Origin of the sequence: Arthrobacter sp. JUb115, from assembly GCF_004365035.1 — a bacterium.
Classification (GTDB): domain Bacteria; phylum Actinomycetota; class Actinomycetes; order Actinomycetales; family Micrococcaceae; genus Glutamicibacter.
Genome location: NZ_SOBS01000002.1, coordinates 13,247 through 34,806, shown reverse-complemented (window position 1 = coordinate 34,806; position 21,560 = coordinate 13,247). Strand labels below are relative to the sequence as shown.

Sequence of the window (21,560 nt, the reverse complement as noted above, 5' to 3'; positions counted from 1 at the left end):
TGTTTTCCGGCGCACGGGAGAGCAGTTGCGCGTAGACGCGGTCCAATTCACTCACTAGTTGGCCTCGACTTTTCCAGAATCCAGCTTGGCCACGGTGACCTGCTCGCCATCTACCGAATCATCGACGACAAGTTCCAGCTGCGCGGTCAGGGTTTCACCTGCCACCAGCTCGCGGTTCGCTTCCAGTGCCGCGATGGCGGCCGTGTTGGCGGTGACCACGGTGTGGATGCGATCCGATACCTGCAGGTCCGCGTCCTTGCGGGCGGACTGGATGGAGCGGATCATGTCGCGTGCGGTGCCCTCGGCAGCCAGTGCCTCGGTGACCTCGGTATCCAGCACCAGGAAGCCGCCGTCGATGACTGCCGCGGCAATTTCGCCTGCTGCATCCACCACGGTGTCCAGGGTGTATTCGCCCTCGGCCAGTTCCAGTCCGCCCGCGGTGACCACCCCGTCGGTTACCGACCAGTCCCCGGACTTGGCGCCCTTGATCGCCTGCTGCACGTTCTTGCCCAGGCGCGGACCGGCCGCACGGGCGTTCACTACCAGCTGCTGGCTGATGCCGTAGCTGGCGGCGTCGACGCCTTCGGCATCGATCAAGGTGACGGCCTTCAGGTTCAGCTCGTCCTTGATGATCGACGCGTAGGTGCCTTCCAGGCGGGCAGCGCCGGTGAGCACAACCTTCAGCTCGGCCAGCGGCAGGCGCACGCGCAGGTTCTTGGCCTTGCGCAGCGAGGAGCCCACGGAGCAGATCTTGCGGGTGGTTTCCATGGTTTCCAGCAACGCGGCGTCGGTTGGGAATTCGCTGGCTTCTGGCCAGTCCTCCAGGTGCACCGAACGTTCGCCGGTCAGCCCGCGGAAGATCTCTTCGCTGGCCAGCGGCAGCAGCGAAGCAGTGACCTTCACCAGGGTTTCCAGCGCGGTGTACAGGGTGTCGAAGGCCTGGGTGTCTTCATCGAAGAAACGCTGGCGGCTACGGCGCACGTACCAGTTGGTCAGGGTGTCCATGTACTGGCGCACGGCCTCCGTGGCATCGGAGACCTCGTAGGAATCCAGTGCCTCGGTGACTTCGCGTACCAGCTGGCCCGTGGCGGCCAGCATGTACTGGTCCAGCGGGTCGGTGGAGTCCATCGAGCGCTTGGCCTCGTAGCCGGCCCCGTTGTTGGCGGAGTTGGTGTAGAGGTTGAAGAAGTGCCAGACGTTCCACAGCGGCAGCAGCACCTGGCGCACGCCATCGCGGATGCCCTGTTCGGTCACGACCAGGTTGCCGCCGCGCAGGATCGGCGAGGCCATCAGGAACCAGCGCATGGCATCGGAGCCGTCGCGGTCCAGGACCTCGGTGACATCCGGGTAGTTGCGCAGGGACTTGGACATCTTCTGCCCGTCCGAGCCCAGCACGATGCCGTGGGAGATCACGTTGGTGTAGGCCGGGCGGTCGAAGAGCGCGGTGGAGAGCACGTGCATGGTGTAGAACCAGCCGCGGGTCTGTCCGATGTACTCGACGATGAAGTCCGCCGGGTGGTGGCCGGAATCGAACCATTCCTGGTTGTTGAACGGGTAGTGCACCTGGGCGTACGGCATCGAGCCGGAGTCGAACCAGACATCGAGCACGTCTTCCACGCGCTTGAGGGTGCCTGATTCGGCGCAGCCCTCATGGGCCTTGGTCAGCTCGTCGATGAATGGGCGGTGCAGGTCAGGCTGGCCTTCGTGGTTGACCGGCATGCGGCCGAAGAAGTCCTGCATTTCCTGCAGCGAGCCGAAGACTTCGCGGTGCTCGCATTCGGCACCGGTGCATTCCCACACCGGGATCGGCGAACCCCAGTAGCGGTTGCGCGAGATGGACCAGTCGCGGGCGTTTTCCAGCCACTTGCCGAACTGGCCGTGCTTGACGTTGCCCGGGATCCAGTTGATCTGCTCGTTCAGCTCGACCATGCGGTCCTTGAATTTGGAGACCTCGACGTACCACGAGGAGATCGCGCGGTAGATCAGCGGGGTGCGGCAGCGCCAGCAATGCGGGTAGGAGTGCTCGTAGGAGGCCTGCTTGACCAGCTTGGCCTCGTCCTTGAGCACATTGGTGATGGTCTTGTTGGCGTCGAAGACCTGCACGCCGGCGATCTCGGCCAGCGGGCCGTTGCCGAAGACCGGCAGGAACTTGGCGCCCTCGTCTACTGAGAGGATCACCGGGATGCCGTGCTCTTCGCAGACCTTCTGGTCATCCTCGCCGTAGGCCGGAGCCTGGTGCACGATGCCGGTGCCGTCGGCCACGGTGACGTAGTCGGCGGTGAGAATCTGCCAGGCGTTTTCGGTGCCGTACTTCTCGGTGTCGGTGTACGTGTCCCACAGCGGCTGGTAGCGCACGCCGGCAAGCTGCTCACCGGTGTAGCTGGCGGTGATGGCCGCAGCGGCTTCCTTGGCATCCTTGTAGCCCAGGTCCTTGGCGTAGGAGCCGAGCAGGTCGCGGGCCAGCAGGAATGGCCCGGCGGCGGCCGAAGCCTTCACGCCGGCCTCGCCTGCAGGAACCACGACGTAGTCGATAGCCGGGTGCACGGCCAGTGCGGCGTTGGTTGGCAGGGTCCACGGGGTGGTGGTCCACGCCAGGGCCTGCACGCCGGCAAGTGCCTCGGAGGCTTCGGTTTCACCGGCAAGGATGGTGAAGCCCACGGTGACGGTCTGGTCCTGGCGGTTCTTGTAGACGTCGTCGTCCATGCGCAGCTCGTGGTTGGACAGCGGGGTCTCGTCCTTCCAGCAGTATGGAAGCACGCGGAAGCCCTTGTAGGTCAGATCCTTGTCCGAAAGCTGCTTGAAGGCCCAGATGACCGATTCCATGAACTCGACGTTCAGGGTCTTGTAGTCGTTTTCGAAGTCGACCCAGCGAGCCTGGCGGTTCACGTACTGCTTCCACTCATCGGCATACTTCATCACCGAGGTGCGGCAGGCGTCGTTGAACTTGTCGATGCCCATGGCTTCGATCTGCTTCTTGTCGGTCATGCCCAGCTGCTTCATGGCTTCCAGCTCGGCTGGCAGGCCGTGGGTGTCCCAGCCGAAGCGGCGCTCCACGCGCTTGCCGCGCTGGGTCTGGTAGCGCGCTACCAGGTCCTTGACGTAGCCGGTGAGCAGGTGGCCGTAGTGCGGCAGGCCGTTGGCGAAGGGAGGGCCATCGTAGAAGACGAATTCTTCGCCCTCGCGCTGGTCAATGGAGGCCTGGAAAGTGTCGTCGTTCTTCCAGTATTCGAGGACGCGCTTCTCAAGATCTGGGAATCGCGGTGAAGCCGGGGTCGAACCGGTTGGGTCTGTAGTGACCTTCGGGTAGAAGCTCATCGAATGGGCCGTCCTTCAAGCGTAGGGTCGATAAATCCTTGCCTACGAGGACGGCACGAATGCCGCGGTACCACCCCGCTTATCCCCCGCCGCAATGATGGGGAATCGCTTATCTTCAGCTGTGACGGGCTGGTCCCGTTCGGTTCTACTTGGCGTTCATGATGTTCGCGGTTCTTCCGAAGACTCACCGGTGATAGCCGGATCAAAGTCGCAGTCCTTATATCCTACCGCGTGATGCCCCAGCTGAAAATTCCCGGCAGCCTTCGAAATGCAAGTGAGCGCAGGCTCACAGTACGCAGCTGGAAAACCGAAAACGCCATTCCCTGCATTTTCAGGATAGCGCGCCCAGGGGGCCTTGCCGCAAGGCCCCGCAGAGGGTCCATAATCAATATCTTCCCCACGAGAACTAGCTAGACCAAGGAGCCCGCGTGCCTGCCAAAATCGCAAACACCAGCTATTTCGATGCCATCGAACACAGTCCAGTACCGGAGAACTCGGCCGAGATTGGCGAGGACCAGCAACGGCTCTGCGAAATTGCCAACCGGGTTGGGCAGCTTCGATCCGAAATTTTGGAGCGCATCGCCCGACGAGGACAAGACCAGGCCGGCGTGCTGCAGCAATCCCTTGAACGCGATGTTGAACTCAGCGAATTAGCCCAGCGGCTGCGCCAGCTGGACCGCATGGGTCCCTACGCCTGCTTGGGCTTCATGGAAATAGCCGGGACCGGCGAGCGCCTCTACATTGGCCGCAGCGGCTTGAGCGACGACCAGGGCAAGCAGCTGCTGCTTGATTGGCGAGCCCCTGCAGCAGAACCATTCTTCGCCGCTACCCATGAGAAGGACCATGGGTTGGCCATGAGACGCCGCTACCGTTGGCGCCGGCAACGCATCTGCGACTATTGGGATGAAGTGTTTGATTCCTCCCAGCTGGCTTCCCATGCCCGCCTGGATGACCACTCTTCATTTCTCGCTTCCCTTGGCAGCAAGCGTTCACCAAAAATGCAGGACGTGCTCGCAACCATCCAGTCGGACCAGGACGCGATCATCCGGAGAAGCTCGCAAGGCGCGCTGGTAGTTGACGGAGGGCCGGGTACCGGCAAGACGGTGGTCGCCCTGCATCGAGCCGCCTATTTGCTGCATGCGGACCCACGGCTTCAACGCCAGGGTGGCAAGGTTTTGGTGGTAAGCCCGCACGAGGCCTATAGCTCCTATGTCGCTGACATTCTTCCGAATCTCGGCGAGGACGAGGTGCTCATTTCAACACTTTCGAACATAGTTTCGATTGGCGATGATTTGCCCTCGGAACCGGATCACGGAGTCCACTGCATTAAATCCAGCCTGGCAATGCTGGATGCAGTCAAGAGGGCCGTGCAGGTCTTTGAAGAGCCCCCCTCGGCTGACCTTCAAATCGACTTTGGGGAAGCTCAAGCCACTCTGACAACGCAGCTGTGGCGCACTGCGGTCACCATGATTGGCGAAGCAACGCCGCACAATGAAGCACGCATCGAATTGCGTGATGCCCTCATTGATCAATTGCTCCCCCAAGCCCTCATTGGCGAAGACACGAAGCCACTGCCGCGCTCGGAGTGGGAGAGAAATCCAGCACTGAATGGGTTGCTCGATGAGCACTGGCCTGTCCTGGATCCATGCAAGCTGCTGCGGGCGCTCTATTCAACCCCGGAGCTGCTCCGCTACAGCGGCAGAGACCTTGGCAACGAAGAGATCGAAAAGCTACTGGCAAGTTCGGCTTCTGGCCGATGGACCACGTCGGATATTCCGCTGATTGACCTTGCGCGCTTTCTCATTGGCGACCCGCACAGCGAAGCGAAACGTCGTGATGAACAGTTCAGAGTGCACGCCGAGCGTACTCGATGGAAAAACGTCGTTGATGATCTGATGGACTCGGTTGACGACAGCGAGGATCTGGCATCCCAGCTCATCCACCACGATCTCCAGGAGCAGCTTCTCGCCGGAGCTCCGGAGAACAATTTGGCCTCGCTCAATTACGACGGACCCTTTTCGCATGTCATCATCGATGAAGCCCAGGACCTGACCGATGCGCAATGGGCAATGATCCAACGCCGTTGCCCATCAGGGAGCCTGACGATTGTGGGCGATAGGGCCCAGGCCGTTCACGGCTTCAACACGACATGGGAACAGCGTTTGGCCAGGATTGGCATTCGCGGCATCTCCGTATCCCGCTTGCGGGTCAACTACCGCAGCACGGCACAGATCATGGAAGCAGCCGCAGAACAGATCCAGGCACAGATGCCCGAGGCGAACGTGCCGCGATCATTGCGCACGGATGGTGCACCGGTGCGTTATGCCCGCCTGACCGAACTGGAATTAATACTCGATGATTGGCTAGGCGAAAATGCCGAGGGCACGGCGGCAGTTATCGGGGCCTCTGGCTTCCACGACTCTGGCAGGGTCCGCTTTCTTTCGCCAGAGAACGCCAAGGGCCTGGAATTCGATCTGGTGCTCGTCTGCCAGCCACGCTCCTTCGGCACCGGATTAAGCGGAGCCGTGCGCAGATACGTGGCCATGACCAGAGCGACAGCTCAACTGGTAATACTTGCCGATCAATAACCGGCAGCAGCCTTTAGTAGGCTGGCATTCATGAGTACTTCCGAGCCGCAGTGGTTGGACACCCAGAATCAGCAGCACTCGTTGGCCTCGCCAGTGGTGCTGCGCTGGGGGCAGCACCTGGTGACGGCAATCCTGCTTGCCATCGCGTTGCTGCGACAGATTTCAGCGCAAGGAAATGTCCTGCCCGCGATCCTCGTCTCGGTACTCTTCGCCACTTGGTACAGCCTCGGCTTCGTTTCCCGTGCCAAGAAAGGAGTCTTCGCCAAGCCCGCGTGGTGGTTGGCGCTGCTGCTAGGGATCTGGATTGCAAGCCTCTTCGTTTCCGCTGAATTCATGTGGTTGGCCTTCAGCCTTTGGCTTCTCCTGGGCCACCAGCTGCCATTTCTTCCCTCAATATTGTGGTCAGTGGTCGTCTACGCCTTTACTTTGCTCGCTCCCTACCTGCACAATGCCGAGCTCAGCATTGCCGCCATTGCCGGCCCCTTGGTCGGCGGGCTATTCGCCTGGGGCATCTCCCGGGGCTACCTTCAGATGGAACGCGATGCCGAAGTGCGCACATCCTTGGTGAATTCCCTGGTGCGAGCCCAGCAGGAAATGGCAGACCTGCAAGGAGAATTGGCCCGCTCCCAGCATGAGGCTGGCATCGCCACCGAACGCACCCGCTTGGCCCGCGAAATCCACGACACCGTGGCCCAGCAGCTCTCCTCCATCGGATTGCATGCCAAGGCGGCAGAAGCCTCCAAAGACCCAGAGTCTGCCTCGGCGGCCCTGAGCCGCATCGATGAGCTTTCCGGGCAGGCGCTGACCGATTTGCGTCGCATCATCGCCGCCCTGGCTCCGGCAGAACTCGATTCCCAGGCGCTCGCCGGAGCCTTGGGCCGCGTCTTGGAGAATTTCAAGGCCGATTCGAAGTTGGAGACCCGATTGGATATCGAACCGGGGCTGCCCACTTTGGATCCGAATGTGCAGATCGCGCTGCTGCGCACCACCCAATCCGCCCTGTCCAACGTGCTGCGCCATGCCCAGGCCTCCACGGTGGCGCTCAGCCTGGGGTCCAGCGGCGACGAGGTACGTTTGGATATTGTCGATGACGGCATCGGCTTCGTTCCCAATACTGGTCGCGTGCAAACCAGTACGCACACCGGTGGCTTCGGCCTGACCGCAATGAACCAGCGCCTGCGCGAACTCGGCGGCGGTTTGGATGTCGAGAGCTCACCCGGTGAAGGCACCGCCCTGTGCGCCCACCTTCCGCTTCGCTTAGCAAAGTACAACTCATGATCCGGATCCTGCTGGTCGACGACCACCCCATCGTGCGGACCGGCCTGCGCGCGCTGTTCGAGAACTACGACGACATCGTTGTCATTGGCGAAGAATCCAGCGGCGAGGAAGCGGTGGAATTCGTCAAGGCCAACACCGTCGATGTGGTGCTCTGCGACTTGCGCTTGGGTGCCGGGATGAACGGTGCACAAACCACCGCGGCGATCCGCCAACTGGCCAAACCGCCTTATGTGCTGATCCTGACAACCTTCGACAAGGACTCAGAGCTGCTCGCATGCATCGAAGCTGGAGCTGCCGGCTACCTGCTCAAGGATGTCAGTGCCCAGACCATCGTCGAATCCATCCGCCAAGCCTCCGCCGGGCACATGGTCCTGGCCCCGGAGATGACCCAGCGCGTTGTCGAGGGCATGCGCCGTCCCAAAATCGAGCTCACCAAGCGCGAAAAGGACGTATTGGTCCAACTGTCTACCGGTGCCGGCAACAAGCAGATCGCCAAGGCCCTGTTCGTCTCGGAGGCGACGGTCAAAACCCACCTGGTCCACATTTTCGACAAGCTCCAAGCAACTACGCGTACCGACGCGATCAACAAGGCCAAAGACCACGGACTGCTGTAGCTGATCAACAGAATCCCGGTGACACGCCGGGGTGCATCTCAACCTTTCGGTTGAAGTTTTATTCACCCCTTTCCACGATGGCCTGACCTGCGAAATCTCGTTAACTGGAACTATGAAAGTTCCAGTTATCCCCCGGATCGGCGATTCGCTGACCAGCCGCCGCGGAGCCCGCATTTGGGCCGCCGGCATCTTTGCAATAGTTCTCGTTCTCTTTGGTGCGCTGAGCAGCATCCAAGCCCCAACGCGTGCGGCCAGCTCCCTGGTCGAAGGCTCCGAATCGGCACAGGTCGCCGAATTCCTGGATGCCAACACCAGCGATTCCCAGAGCTCGGCTTTGCTGGTGGCCAACCGCGCCGATGGCCATGCGTTGAGCAATGCCGACACCGCTGCCCTTGATGAGCAGACCGCGGCGCTAGCCCACGACGCGGAGCTTTCCGCCGGCCCCACCATGGCCAGCGAAGACCAGCAGGCAGCCATGGTTCCGCTCACCTGGGATACGGTCTCCGATACGGCCGACCGCCAGAAGCTGGATGAGATCCGCAACTGGATCCAGGCCCATCCCATTCAGGGGCTGGCCGTGCAGGTCACTGGTTCTACCGCCTTCGCAGTAGATATCACCAATGCGTTCGCCGGGGCGGACTTCACCCTGCTGGCCGTCACGGTGGGCATCGTGGCAGTCTTGCTGATCCTCACCTACCGTTCGCCGGTACTCTGGCTGATCCCGCTGGTCGTTGTTGCCATAGCCGATCGCAGCGCCTCCCTGGTGGCGAACCTGCTGGGCAACGCCTTCAATCTGCACTTCGACTCCGGCGTGCTCAGCGTGCTGGTCTTCGGCGCCGGCACCAACTACGCCTTGCTGCTGATCTCCCGTTACCGCGATGAACTGCAGAAGAATACTGACCACCGCCAGGCGCTGTCCAAGGCGTGGGCGGCCAGCTTCGAAGCGATTCTGACCTCCAACCTCACCGTAGTGCTGGCCCTGCTGACCTTGGGACTGGCCGTCATGGAAGATACCCGCGGGCTGGGCATCGTCTGCGCCGCTGGCTTGCTGATCGCTGCGTTCTTCGTGCTCTTTGCGCTGCCACCGATCCTGGCCTTTGCCGGGCGCAAGGCGTTCTGGCCGCTGGTCCCCCGTCCGGGACAGGAAAGCAAGAAGGAAAACTTCTTCGGACGTGCTGCTCGTGCTGTGATGACCCGTCCGGGTCTGAACTTGGCAGCATTGGCGGTCTTGCTCATGGTGCTGGCTGGAGCGTTGACTGGCACCCGTATCGGCCTGGACCAGACCCAGCAGTTCCGTACCGCCACCGAGTCTTCCAGTGCCATGCAGACCCTGGCTGAGCACTTCCCCGCAGGTGAAACCCAGCCGATCACCGTGTTGGCGCAGGGAACCGATGTCCAGGTCCTGCGAGATGAATTCTCCGGAGTCGAAAACGTCAAGCGTGTTGGCGAATCCTCCCAGCTCGGCACCACGCCATGGCAGCAGTTCTCTGTCATCTCGGCTGTCGATCCCAGCTCGGCCATGGCACAGGACCTGGTAGCGGACCTGCGCGGTGCTGCGGCAACCGGCAGCACCGGGCAGGTGCTCATTGGCGGGCAGAGCGCCGAACAGCTTGATTCGCACCAGATGCACCTGCGCGACCTGTTCGTGATTGCCCCGCTGATCATGGTCATCTGCTTCGTGATGCTCGGCTGGCTGACCCGTTCCTGGCGAACCGCACTTGCCTTGGGTCTGGTGAATTTGCTCAGCGCGGGCGCCGCCGTCGGCTTGGGTTCCCTGGTTTCCTCGGTGGTCTTCGAGGCCAACGCTCTGGATGTCCAGGTGCCGCTGCTGGCCTTCGTCTTCTTGGTCGCCTTGGGCGTGGATTACACCATCTTCTTGACCCAGCGAGTCCGCCAAGACTCGCAGGTGCTGGCGCTGGGCGACGCAGTGGTACTGGCCGCAAGCCGCACCGGTTCGGTGATCACCAGTGCCGGGCTCGTGCTAGCAGGTGTCTTCGCGGCACTGGCAACACTGCCGCTCACGGTATTAGGCCAGCTCGGCCTGATCGTAGGACTCGGCGTCCTGCTGGACACCTTCGTCGTTCGCACCCTGCTGCTCCCGGCGCTGTTCGCAGTCCTGGGCTCAGGCAAGCATCCACTCTTCGGCACAACTTCCTCCGCTGCAGAAGCAACTGCAGAACCAACCGTTCAGAAAGAAAACAAAATCAATGCGTAAGCTCGTGAATTTCTCCTTCGCCTACATGGTCCTCGGTGTAGCTTCCGGTCTTTTCTACCGTGAATTCACCAAGATGAACGGCTTCGCTGAAGGCCAGTGGACCCAGCTCTCCGTAGTCCACACCCACCTGCTGGTGCTGGGCTTCATCATCTTGCTGCTGGTGCTCCTTCTGGAAAAGGCCTTCGGCCTGAGCCAGCACCGCAAGCTCTTCGCGTGGTTCATGGGCACCTACAACGCGGGCGTGATCCTAACCGCGGGCATGCAGCTCACCCACGGCATCATGACCGTACTAGGCGTTGAGTCGTCCAAGATGATCTCGGGCATCGCGGGTCTTGGCCACATGTCGATCACCGCAGGCATGATCTTGCTGTTCATCATGCTGCGCCGCAGTGTCGGCGCCCAGAAGCCAACCCAAAAGGTCGAGATGGCCGGCTAGCCCAGCCAAGTACCACAGCGGAACTGACACTCGGTCCAGACGAAGATCGTCTGGGCCCAGTTCGCTCGCGCTTCTGGCCCCCACTGCCAGGACCCCAAGATTGGCCACTTGGCTAAGGATAAAGTGATCCGCTGCTGCTATAGATTGAACTAACAATCTTTCTCCCAGGAGCGGTCATGAGCGACGAATTCTTTTCCATCGTGGATACCGAAACCACCGGCCTGTTCCCCGGAGGGAACGACCGCATCGCCGAAATTGCGATAGTCACCATGAATCGGCAGGGCACGATTGTCGACTCGTGGGAAACACTGATCAACCCGCAACGCGATCTTGGCAAGCAATCAATCCATGGCATCCAGAGCCGCGACGTGCTCGATGCGCCCAGCTTCAAGGATCTGGCAGAAGAACTGCATTGGAGGCTATCGGGCACAGTGCTCGTGGCACACAATCTTTCCTTCGATTCCAGATTCCTTGAGGCTGAATTCCGCAAGTGCGGCCTGCCGGTGCCCGAGACCTTCCTGGCGCAAGGAATGTGCACCATGCGAATGTCCCACCGCTACCTGCAAGGCGCAGGCCGCTCGCTTCAAGACTGCTGCGATTCCTTTGGCATCGAGTTGCAACAGGCTCACAGCGCAGTGGGAGATGCGACGGCCACAGCGACATTGCTTTCGCGCTACATGGAACTGGATCCCGATGAACCAGAATGGGACGGACGACTGCGTTTAGCCTCGACAGGGCGGTGGTTTGATTCAACGCCGCGCTCGCGCGTCGTTCCAGTTAAGCGGTCCCAGTACAGAGCTGAATCTGCCGGGCATTTTCTGGAAAAGCTTGCGACCCGGTTGCCGGAATTTTCGGGCACGGCTACGGAGGAGAACTACTTGGCCGTACTGGATTTAGCTTTGATGGACCGCTACGTATCAGCCCATGAAGAAGCCCAGCTGCTCCAGGCCGCCACTGAAATTGGTTTGGATAAGCACCAAGCGCTGAGATTGCACGAACTGTACTTCCAACAGCTTGTCGCAACGGCTTGGTCCGATGGCGTACTGACCGAAGACGAAATAGCCGATCTGGCGAAAGTCATCGGATTGCTAGGACTTCCGCCGCAGCTAATCGAGGTAGCCAAGGTGGCGCCGGTGGCTTCCGAAGATCATGAACCCATCCGCGAGCCTCAGGGCAATCATCAGATCGATCTCGGCGCCATGGTGGTGCTCACCGGCGATATGACTCGTCCGCGTTCGGAGATTGAAGCTCAGCTTGCGTCCGCAGGGTTCACCCCTCATCGCGCGATCACCAAGAAAGTAGCCTTGCTGGTGGCCGCGGATCCTGACTCGCTCTCCGGCAAAGCCAAGAAAGCACGCGACTACTGCATCCCTGTTGTCGGCGAAGATTATCTCTGGAACACCCTAGTCCGCTGACACCTGCGCCAGGTACAGCAATGGGCGATGTCCCCCAGCAATGATTTGCCGGGGGACATCGCCCATAGTCGCTAGAGCCCGGGGTGAAACTTACAGGCTCTCAACCAATTTTTTTGCCGAAGAGAATTCCATCATCGCTTCGCGCTCTACGACCTTGACGCGGTCGCGAGTGATCTCGCCGAAGCGAGTCGAAACGGTGCCGGCTGTGGCGCCCAGTTCCTTCTCGTGCGCGTCCAAGTTCTTCCAGCCATCCCAGTTGGAGAAGTTCACGCCGCGGCTTTCGAGCAGTTCCGAGATCTTCTGGGAAGAATCCGGCTGCGCCAGCTTAGTGAGGTCTTCAAGCAAGTGGGTAATGGTCTCCAGGGCGTCGCCCTTGGTGTGGCCAATCAGCCCAATCGGGCCACGCTTGATCCAGCCAGTGGCATACAGGCCGGGAACGTGAGCGCCGGACGCGTTCAGCACGCGGCCTTCCACGTTGGGCAAAACGCCCTTGGCCCCGTCGTATTCAATGTCGTCGACTGCCGAACCGAAGTAGCCGACGGCACGGTAGATGGCCTGCAGCGGGTACTCGACGAATTCGCCGGTGCCGCGTGCGCCGCCATTTCCGTCGAGCTCGTTGCGCTCCACCTTCAAGCCGGTGACCTTGCCATCTTCGCCCAATACCTCGACTGGCGACTGCAGGAAGTGCAGGTGCAGGCGGCGCGAGGCGCTTGGAGCTTCTTCACGCTCTTCCTGCTCGATCAGCCAGTTGGTCAGGGTGGAGACCATGGTCTTGGTCTGGTTATTGGTCTTCATGGCTTCATCCGAAGCCTTGTCGAACTCGAAGTCCTCTGGGTACAGGACGATGTCAACGTCCTTGGAGTGCGAGAGTTCGCGCAGTTCCAGCGGGGTGAACTTCACCTGGGCCGGGCCACGGCGGCCGAAGACATGCACGTCGGTGACGGCCGAGTCATTCAGCTGCTCGTAGATGTGCTCAGGGATTTCGGTTTCCAGCAGCTGGTCAGCATGCTTGGAAAGGATGCGGGCCACGTCCAGGGCAACGTTGCCGTTGCCGATGACAGCAACTTCCTTGGCGGACAGGTCCCAATTCTTGTCAACATCTGGGTGTGCGTCATACCAGGACACGAAGTCGGCGCCGCCGAAGGACCCTTCAAGATCGACACCTGGGATGTTCAGGTCAGCGTCCTTCTGGGCGCCGGTGGAGATGATCACTGCGTCGTAACGGGTATGCAGGTCTTCCAGCGAGATGTCGCGGCCCAAGCCGACGTTGCCGTAGAAGTCGATCCAGTCGTTGTCCAGCACCTTGTGCAGGGCGTTGATGATGCCCTTGATACGCGGGTGATCCGGGGAAACTCCGTAACGGATCAGACCGAATGGCGTAGGAAGCTCGTCAAAGAGATCAACGTGCAGCTTCAGTTCGCCCGATGCGACCGGCTGGCTCTTGTTGAGCAGGTCAGCGGCGTAGATGCCGGCCGGACCGGCACCAACGATGGCAACACGCAGCGCCCGGGAATGGAGGTGCTCAGGGACGATAATTTCACTCATCAAACAACTTCTCTTTCTTAGTCAACGAATGAGGCCGGCGCGGTGGCATCGGCATTCTCTAGCGGCAGGAGGTCTACCAGTTGGTCGGAGGCTTCCGGGGCTAGCCGAACGACGTCACCAATAACGATAACGGCCGGATTCGCCACTGCGGCCTTGCGGGCGCGCTTTACTATCCCTTCTAGCGTACCGATAGTTGTGCGCTGCGTCTGTGAGTAACCTCGCTCAACTATCGCAATCGGTGTACTTGACGGTAAACCACGGGTAAGCAATGTCTCAACAATTTGTGGCAAATTCGATACTCCCATCAGCACCGCAAGGGTGTGATCAGAGCGGATCGGCACGTCCGCGAGTTCGCTGTGTCCACTGACTACGGTAAAACCGGCCGCAATTCCCCGGTGCGTGACGGGAATGCCAGCGGCCATGGGCACGGAGACTGCACTGGTAATGCCGGGAATCACACGCGTAGGGATCCCGTATTTCGCGGCGTGGAGCAGTTCTTCGCCGCCGCGTCCAAGTACAAACGGGTCGCCACCTTTGAGGCGAACTACCCGCTTACCTTCTGAAGCGTACTTGACCAGTAATTCATTGGTTTCATCCTGGGTTTTGACGTGGCAGCCTGGTGACTTGCCCACATCGATGACAACCACATCATCGGAAAGTTCTGCCAGCAACGCGGTAGGTCCCAGCTTGTCGGCCAAAACCACTTCCGCGGCAAGCAGGGCCTTATAGCCGGCGATGGTAATCAGCTCGGGATCCCCCGGTCCACCGCCAATCAGGGTGATATGCCCTTTAGCCATTGTTTTCTCCCGTTCGGGTCATTCCTCGATCGCGCAACAGCTTGCGTTCAATCGGAGCGAAAAATACCAATTCGATCAGCACACCCACCAGCAGGATGGTCAAGATCACCAGCATGACCAATGGCAGGTCTGCCAGATCGCGGCCCCGTTGCAGCAGTGAACCGACGCCTAGGGCCAGCGAACCGCCCACGGCAATCAATTCGGCAGCCATCAACGAACGCCAAGCGAAAGCCCAGCCCTGACGCAGTCCGGCTACATACCCTGGCATGGCAGCTGGCAGCTCAATGTGCAGCACATGCTCCCATTTGGAGGCACCGAGCACCTTCGACAAGGACTTGTACTGCGCTGGAATCATGTCGATCCCGGCGAGCAGGCCATTGATGATGGATGGAATCGCGCCGAGCAGCAGAACCGTGTAGATGGTCGCATCGCTCAGGCCAAAAAGAATGATGGCTGCGGGAACCCACGCAATAGAGGGCAATACCTGCATGGCCGATACCAGTGGCCCCACCCCCTTGCGCAACAGCGGCTGATGCGCCAGCAGCAACGCCAGCGGGGTGGAAATAATCACGGCAATCGCAAATCCGCTCACGGCGCGGAACAACGAATTGCCCACGGCCGCAACCAATGATCCATCTGCCAGCAGTTGCGGAAGCTTAGCCGCGACAGCCAGTGGACCGGGAAAAAGGTCTTCGCGCAGTGGGCTTGCCCAGGAAATAATTTGCCACAGGCTCAGAAGCACAACCACAGTGAGCAAGGGGGCAACCCATGAATCGAGCTGGTTGTTCGGGCGTAGCTTGATAACGCGCACGGGTTTGAACCTAGTTCGAGATTCTGTCAGTGAGCTCATGTTTCCGCTGCTCCTTTCTGAGAATCGTGGTTAGTTCATCGGCCAATGCGGCGGCCTCGGCCGGGTTATTGCGGAGTTCGCCGGTGATCCGGCGAGTCTCCAGGATGCGCCCGGGGTGCGAAGAAAGCACCAGAATGCGGCCGGAGAGGCGAATCGCCTCACGCACATTGTGGGTGACGAAGATGATGGTCTTGCCCGTTTGCCTCCACAAGGCCCGCAACTGCTCATGGAGCATGTCACGCGTGATGGCGTCCAGGGCGGCAAATGGCTCATCCATCAACAGAACCTGGCGGTCCTGAGCCAAAGCCCTGGCCAAAGCGACGCGTTGGCGCATGCCGCCAGAAAGTTCATGCGGCTTCTTGCCGCTTGCATGCCCCAGCTGAACGAGGTTGAGCAGTTTCTCCACGCGTTGCTGGCGTTCCGGAGCTGGCTTCCCCGCGAGCTTGAGCGCCAGGTCAACGTTCTCGCTGGCAGTCAGCCACGGCAGGAGGTTGGCATCCTGGAACATGAATGCCGCGCCGTCTTCAGGTACTTCAAGCCAGCCGGAGCTTGGCGCCAGTAGCCCAGCGATCATGTTGAGCAAGGACGACTTGCCGCAGCCTGAGGCCCCCAAGACAGCGATAAACTCTCCGTCTTCAATTTCTGCACTGAGGCGATCTATGACCAAGCCAGTGCCTGGATAGCTCAGGGAAACTTCATTCAGCCGTACTCCCATTACTTCTCCTGCTGTTCAAGAAAACGCGTATCCACGAGTCCGTCTGCGTTACCGCCAGACCCCACTCCTACGGCTAATGCGTGGTCCACGAGTGACTGGTAGGTTTCAGGCAGGGGGTCCTCGCTGAAGTGCACCTGCTTCAAGGCTTCAGCGATCACTGATTCGTCAAAGGAACTTCCGTTGGCTTCGACCAAAGCTTTCTGCACTGCCGCCAACTTCTGTTTTTCGTCCGCATGATTGAGCCAATCGATGGCTTGGGTATTTGCATCGACCAGCTTCTGCACGGTTTGCGGATGGCTAGCCATGAATTCCTTGGAGACCACCAGAACCGTTGTCGGGAACTTGCCGTCGGGCCAGAGCTCGGCTTCATTCACCAAGCGGTGTCCCCCGTTCTTCTCGACTAGCAATGAAGCGTAGGGCTCCGGAAGCCAAGCACCGTCAATTTCACCGCGGCCGAAAAGCTGTGCGACGGTTCCATTGGAGCTCGGGGTCACTGTGGCGCCCTGTTTCAAGCCCAGGCCCTTCAGGTAGCTGCGCAAGGCAACATCCTGGGTTCCGCCGAATTGCGGGCTGGCCAGATTGCTGCCGGCCAGTTCCTCGGGCTTAGTGATCTTCTTGTCGACAACCAGGCTGGCTCCGCCGTAGGCGACGCCGGACACCACGTTCAACGACTCGCCATCGCTGGACAGGTAGCTGTTCAACGCCGGGTTTGGCCCCAGATATGCGGCGTCGATGGCCCCCGAGTTCAAGGCTTCTACAGCTGCCGGTCCCGCGTTGAATATCTGGCTTTGGACACTGGTACCGTCTTCTTCAAGGTGATCTTGGAGAAGACCTTCGGACTGGGCGATCAAGGCCGGAGCATGGGTGAGGTTGGCGAAATAGCCAATCTTCAGCTCATCTGCCGGGCCGTGATGTGCCGCCTGCGCTGGTACTTCATTTGGTCCCGGAAGAAACGTCGTCGCCACAGCAACTGCGCTCAATGCTCCGACCGCCGCCAGCCCGAGGAAGCGTCCTCGGAAGCCGGTCTTCTGCCCATGAGCCGTCAGCCGGACCCGCCCTTGGTTTCCTGTTGGCTGGCCAACATCAGGCTGCTTCATTATTTTCCTCGATGATCCCCGCCGCAAGGGTGCGCCCCGTAGCTGGATCGATTAGCAGGAAGCTTCCGCCAGTGCGCGAGGTGGCGTACTGCTCGATGGCCAACGCTGCCTGGCTGCGCAAGGTGATCCGGCCCAGGTCGTTGAGCTCCAAGGAGTGGGCGGGCTGCTGCGAATAGTCGGCCACGTTGATGACGTAGTCGATGGTTGACAGCTTGGCTGCGGCGACCTTGGTACCGTGCTTGATCAACAGCCGTTGGCCGCTAGTGAGCTTCACTGGATCCAATACGCAGATGTTCGCCTGGAACTCCCTGTGCGCGGTTGGCAGTTCGCCGGCGACGATGGTGTCGCCGCGGGCAATATCCAAGTCGGTCTCCAGCTCGACAACGATGGCTTCGCCGGCCTGGGCGCGGTGCGCGGTACCAGCAGGGGTGCTGATGGCCTTGATCCGGCTGCTCACCGGCTGGCCGTTGGAGAGCACCTGCACGGACTCCCCCACGGCCAAGCTGCCGTCAACCAGAGTTCCGGCATATCCGCGGTAGTCGCGGTACGCGTCCGGGTCCAGGCCTGGAGCCAAGGCGCCCTGCGGGCGGATCACGTACTGGACATCCAGACGGGCAGTGCCCCCGCCGAGCCGCGGCTCGATGTCCTCGAGCAGCCCGAGCAAGGTCGGGCCGGCATACCAGTGCGCGGAAGCCGAAGGATCGACGATGTTATCTCCCTGAAGCGCGGAGACCGGGATGACGGTGGTTGACTTCAGGCCGAGTTCTCCGGCGAGCGCGAGTACTTCGGCCTCGATCTGGCTGAAGGCCGCTTCGTCCCAGTCGATCAGGTCCATCTTGTTCACGGCGATGACCAGTTGCGGAACCCGCAGCAAGGCGAGCACGCCAAGGTGGCGCCGGGTCTGCTCCAGCACGCCGTGCCTCGCGTCAACCAGCACGATCGCCGCGTCTGCGGTCGACGCGCCGGTGACGGTGTTGCGGGTGTACTGCACGTGTCCGGGGCAATCGGCCAAGATGAAGGACCGCTTGTCGGTGGAGAAGTAGCGGTAGGCCACGTCGATGGTGATGCCCTGCTCGCGTTCGGCGCGCAACCCGTCGGTGACCAGCGCGAGGTCCAGGGTTCCGGCGCTGCCGCCGAAGCCGCGTTCGGCGCTGGTACGGGCCAGGTCATCGAGCGAGTCGGCGAGGATGGCCTTGGCGTCATGGAGCAGGCGGCCCACGAGAGTGGACTTGCCGTCGTCGACCGAACCGGCGGTAGCGATGCGCAATAGTGTGGTGGTCATCTTAGAAGTACCCTTCGGTCTTGCGGTCTTCCATTCCCGCGGCGGAAATACGGTCGTCGGCGCGGGTGGCTCCGCGTTCGGTGATGGTGGCGACGGCCAATTCATCGAGCACCTTCGCCACGGTGTCGGCGGCGGAGAGCACCGCACCGGTGCAGCTGGCGTCGCCCACGGTGCGGTAGCGCACCTGCTTGACGACGACCGGCTCATCGGCGTTGGGCTGGCTGACGCTGGTCAGTGCCCGCCACATGCCGTCGCGTTCGAAGACCTGGCGGCAGTGCGCGAAGTAGATCGGCGGCAGCTCGATGTTCTCGCGCTGGATGTAGGCCCAGATATCGCGTTCGGTCCAGTTGGAGATCGGGAAGGCGCGCACATGCCAATCCGGCTCGTGCCGCCCGTTGTACAGGCTCCAGATTTCCGGGCGCTGGTTGCGCGGATCCCAGACGCCGAACTCGTCGCGCAGGGACAGGATGCGCTCCTTGGCGCGGGCCTTGTCCTCATCGCGGCGCGCCCCGCCGAAGACCACGTCGAAGCCGTTGGATTCGATGGTGTCCAGCAGGACCCGGGTCTGCAGGCGGTTGCGGGTGCCGTCGGGCAGCTCGGCCAGCTCTCCGCGGTCGATGTACTCCTGCACGGAGCCGACGACGAGGTTCAGCCCGTACTTTTCCACGACCGCGTCGCGGAAGTTGAGCACCTCGGCGAAGTTGTGGCCGGTATCGATGTGCACGACGGGGATGGGCACGCGGCCCGGGGAGACGGCCTTGGCCAGCAGGTGCAGGACGACTACGGAGTCCTTGCCGCCGGAGAACAGCAGTCCGGGCTTGTCGAATTCGGCGAGCACTTCGCGGATGATGTGGATCGATTCGGCCTCCAGGGCGTCCAGGACGCTGCGCTGGGTGCCTGCAGGCGCGTTAGCGGTGATGGTCATGATTCGCTCCTTAGACGTGGATTCCGCATTCGGTTTTGTTCAGCCCGGCCCAGCGGCCAGCCCGCGGGTCCTCGCCTTCGGCTACCGGCCGGGTGCAAGGCTGGCATCCGATGGACGGGTAGCCGTTGGACAGCAGCAGGTTCACGGGTACTTGGTGCCCGGTGGCGTAGTCAATCAGCTGATCGAAGCTCCAGGGGGCGACGGGATTGAATTTGACCAGTCCGTGCTTCTCGTCGAAAGCGACCAGGGGCGTGTTGATGCGGGTCTCAGCTTCGTCACGGCGTACCCCGGTGAACCACGCGCTGTATCCGGACAGGGATCTGGCCAGCGGGTCCATCTTGCGCAGCTGGCAGCAGGCGGCCGGATCCCGGGAGAACAGGTCCTTGCCGAACTTCGCATCCTGTTCGGCCACGGTCAAGGCAGGCAGCACGTCGACGATGTTCACGTCCAGCGTGCGAGCCACTTCGTCGCGGGTTCCGTGGGTTTCGGCAAAGTGGTATCCGGTTTCCAGGAACAGCACATCGACCTTGGGCAGCTGCGCGCAGACCAGGTGCGGCAGCACGGCATCGGCCATCGAGCAGGCCACCGCTACCTCGTCGGCGTCGAGGTGCTCAGCTGCGAAAGCGACGACCTGGTCCGCTGTGGCATCCCAGCCCAGCTCGGCGGCGCCCAGCTTGGCGATGCGCCGCAGTTCAGCCTCGCTGCGGGTACGTACTGGGGTCGGCTTGCTCATTTCAGCTCATCCTCTTCAGCTCGGTGGGCCCAGGCAGCGAAGGATTCCCCTTCGGCAGCCGAGGCCGAGTAGTTCTTCACTACCCGCTCCACGTATTCGGGCAATTCATCAGCCGCGACCTTGAGCCCGCGCACCGTGCGCCCCAGGGCGGCTTCGCCATTTTCGAAACCGGCCAGGGTGCCACCGAGGTGAACCTGGAATCCGGAGACCTGTTCTCCCTGGTCGTTGGTAATCAGCTGCCCCTTGAATCCGAGGTCCGCGGTTTGGATGCGGGCGCAGGAGTTCGGGCAGCCGTTGACGTGCAGAGACAGCTGGCGAGGCAGCTTGCCCTCGTGGTCGGCCAGGCGATCCTCGATTTTTGCTACCGCGTCAATCATGGTGTCTTTGGTGTCCACAATGGCCAGCTTGCAGAATTCGATACCGGTGCAGGCAATGGCCGAACGCTTGAACAAGCTGGGGAATGTCTCTAGGCCCAGGGCGCGGGCCGAAGCGACGAAGTCCTGCACCTGCTCTTCGGCGATGTCCAGGGCGATGATCTTCTGGTGCGGGGTGGTGCGCAGCCGGGTGGATCCATGGGCTTCGGCCAAATCGGCAAGGCCGGTCAGCGCGGTACCGGATACGCGGCCAGCCGGAGCGGTCAACCCGATGTAGAACTTGCCGTCCTTCTGCTCGTTGACTCCGCTGTGGTCTCCTGCTTCGGTGGGCTGCTCCGGCAACGGGCCGTCGGGCAGCTCGTAGCCCAGGTACTCATCTTGCAGCACCTGGCGCATTTTTTCCGTGCCCCATTCGGCCAGCAGGAACTTCAGGCGTGCGCGGTTGCGCAAGCGGCGGTATCCGTAGTCCCGGAAGATGGAAACTACGCCTTCCCAGACATCCGGTGCCTGCTCTTCGGTCACGAAGGCGCCGAGGCGTTCGCCCAGGCGGGGGTTTGCCGACAGCCCGCCGCCAACCCACAGGTCGTATCCGGGGCCGAGCTGCGGGTGGACGGTGCCGATCAAGGCGATGTCGTTGATTTCGTGGACGACATCCTGGCTTGGGTGGCCGGTGATGGCGGTCTTGAACTTGCGCGGGAGGTTCGCGAATTCCGGCTTGCCGATGTAGCGGCGGGAAATTTCGGCGATCACCGGGCTGGGATCGATGATCTCGTCCTTGCTGATGCCTGCCACCGGAGAGCCGAGGATGACACGGGGCACGTCGCCGCAGGCCTCGGTGGTGTGCAGGCCGACGGCTTCCAGCCGCTGCCAGATCTCCGGGACATCGACGACGTCGATCCAGTGCAGCTGGACGTTCTGGCGATCTGTCAGGTCGGCGGTGTCGCGGGCGAAGTCGGTGGAGATCTGGCCGATGACGCGCAGCTGCTCGGTGGTCAGGGCGCCGCCGTCGATGCGCACGCGCAGCATGAAGTAGCGGTCTTCAAGTTCTTCTGGGCTCAGCGTCGCCGTCTTGCCGCCGGGGATCCCCTGGGCACGCTGGGTGTAGAGGCCCCACCAGCGGAAGCGGCCGTGCAGATCCTCGGGTTCAATGGAATCGAAGCCCTGCTTCGAGTAGATTTCCTCGATGCGCTGGCGCACGTTCAGGCCGTTGTCGGCGGCCTTCATCTCTTCGTTGGCATTCAACGGGACAGGGCCGTCGATTTTCCATTGGCCGTTGGGTTTTGCCGCTCTTGTGGAGCGAACTGGTGTGGTTGTCTGCGTCATGTCCACCAGCGTAGGAACTGCCCCCAGGGGGTCGGCAACCTGCCGGTGTCACATGGCT

The 21,560-nt window shown here is 61.4% G+C and carries 16 protein-coding genes; 6 read left to right on the top strand and 10 right to left on the bottom strand.

Annotation, left to right across the window (positions count from 1 at the left end; translation table 11 throughout):
- Nucleotides 1-54: 54 nt before the first annotated feature.
- Nucleotides 55-3,315, bottom strand: coding sequence for an isoleucine--tRNA ligase (gene ileS, locus EDF61_RS03340; protein ID WP_133833261.1), 3,261 nt, complete (start codon nt 3,313-3,315; stop codon nt 55-57).
- 428 nt (nt 3,316-3,743) lie between these two features.
- Here ileS and helR point away from each other — a divergent pair, with 428 nt between their 5' ends.
- The 6 genes from helR (at nt 3,744) to EDF61_RS03310 (ending at nt 11,861) form a co-directional block, all read left to right on the top strand.
- Nucleotides 3,744-5,903, top strand: coding sequence for an RNA polymerase recycling motor ATPase HelR (gene helR / locus EDF61_RS03335; protein ID WP_133833260.1), 2,160 nt, complete (start codon nt 3,744-3,746; stop codon nt 5,901-5,903).
- Nucleotides 5,904-5,933: 30 nt separating this feature from the next.
- Nucleotides 5,934-7,181, top strand: coding sequence for a sensor histidine kinase (locus EDF61_RS03330; protein WP_133833259.1), 1,248 nt, complete (start codon nt 5,934-5,936; stop codon nt 7,179-7,181).
- A complete protein-coding gene (locus EDF61_RS03325) occupies nt 7,178-7,795 on the top strand; it encodes a response regulator (RefSeq protein WP_133833258.1) in 618 nt (205 codons plus the stop codon). The genes EDF61_RS03330 and EDF61_RS03325 overlap by 4 nt, the downstream gene beginning before the upstream one ends.
- 112 nt (nt 7,796-7,907) lie before the next feature.
- Nucleotides 7,908-10,010: an MMPL family transporter gene (locus EDF61_RS03320; RefSeq protein WP_133833257.1), complete on the top strand. Its 2,103-nt coding sequence runs from the start codon at nt 7,908-7,910 to the stop codon at nt 10,008-10,010.
- Entirely contained in the window at nt 10,003-10,446 is a 444-nt protein-coding gene (locus tag EDF61_RS03315) for a DUF2871 domain-containing protein (protein WP_166650690.1), read from the top strand. Before EDF61_RS03320 ends, EDF61_RS03315 begins: the two co-directional genes overlap by 8 nt.
- Nucleotides 10,447-10,622: 176 nt before the next feature.
- Nucleotides 10,623-11,861: an exonuclease domain-containing protein gene (locus EDF61_RS03310; protein WP_133833256.1), complete on the top strand. Its 1,239-nt coding sequence runs from the start codon at nt 10,623-10,625 to the stop codon at nt 11,859-11,861.
- A gap of 90 nt (nt 11,862-11,951) precedes the next feature.
- On the opposite strand, the gene EDF61_RS03305 is transcribed toward EDF61_RS03310, so the two are convergent.
- The 9 genes from EDF61_RS03305 to EDF61_RS03265 are packed head-to-tail and all read right to left on the bottom strand — an operon-like array spanning nt 11,952 to nt 21,502.
- Complete coding sequence (locus EDF61_RS03305) at nt 11,952-13,406, bottom strand: FAD-dependent oxidoreductase (protein ID WP_105658478.1); 1,455 nt, start codon at nt 13,404-13,406, stop codon at nt 11,952-11,954.
- 17 nt (nt 13,407-13,423) lie between these two features.
- Nucleotides 13,424-14,203, bottom strand: a complete 780-nt coding sequence (gene cobA, locus EDF61_RS03300; protein ID WP_105658477.1) for a uroporphyrinogen-III C-methyltransferase — start codon at nt 14,201-14,203, stop codon at nt 13,424-13,426.
- Entirely contained in the window at nt 14,196-15,053 is an 858-nt protein-coding gene (locus EDF61_RS03295) for an ABC transporter permease (protein WP_105658476.1), read from the bottom strand. The genes cobA and EDF61_RS03295 overlap by 8 nt, the downstream gene beginning before the upstream one ends.
- Nucleotides 15,025-15,768 (bottom strand): ABC transporter ATP-binding protein, encoded by a 744-nt coding sequence (locus EDF61_RS03290; RefSeq protein WP_105658475.1) that lies wholly within the window; start codon nt 15,766-15,768, stop codon nt 15,025-15,027. Before EDF61_RS03290 ends, EDF61_RS03295 begins: the two co-directional genes overlap by 29 nt.
- Nucleotides 15,768-16,865: an ABC transporter substrate-binding protein gene (locus EDF61_RS03285; RefSeq protein ID WP_133833255.1), complete on the bottom strand. Its 1,098-nt coding sequence runs from the start codon at nt 16,863-16,865 to the stop codon at nt 15,768-15,770. The genes EDF61_RS03290 and EDF61_RS03285 overlap by 1 nt, the downstream gene beginning before the upstream one ends.
- Entirely contained in the window at nt 16,852-18,147 is a 1,296-nt protein-coding gene (locus EDF61_RS03280; RefSeq protein ID WP_105658473.1) for a sulfate adenylyltransferase subunit 1, read from the bottom strand. Before EDF61_RS03280 ends, EDF61_RS03285 begins: the two co-directional genes overlap by 14 nt.
- A 1-nt stretch (nt 18,148) precedes the next feature.
- Nucleotides 18,149-19,072 carry a sulfate adenylyltransferase subunit CysD gene (gene cysD, locus EDF61_RS03275; RefSeq protein WP_105658472.1) on the bottom strand — a complete coding sequence of 308 codons (924 nt, stop codon included), beginning with the start codon at nt 19,070-19,072 and terminating at the stop codon, nt 18,149-18,151.
- 10 nt (nt 19,073-19,082) lie between these two features.
- Nucleotides 19,083-19,805, bottom strand: a complete 723-nt coding sequence (locus tag EDF61_RS03270) for a phosphoadenylyl-sulfate reductase (RefSeq protein ID WP_105658471.1) — start codon at nt 19,803-19,805, stop codon at nt 19,083-19,085.
- On the bottom strand, nt 19,802-21,502 hold the full coding sequence (locus EDF61_RS03265; RefSeq protein ID WP_133833254.1) for a nitrite/sulfite reductase: 1,701 nt from the start codon (nt 21,500-21,502) through the stop codon (nt 19,802-19,804). Before EDF61_RS03265 ends, EDF61_RS03270 begins: the two co-directional genes overlap by 4 nt.
- Between the last annotated feature and the right edge of the window lie 58 nt (nt 21,503-21,560).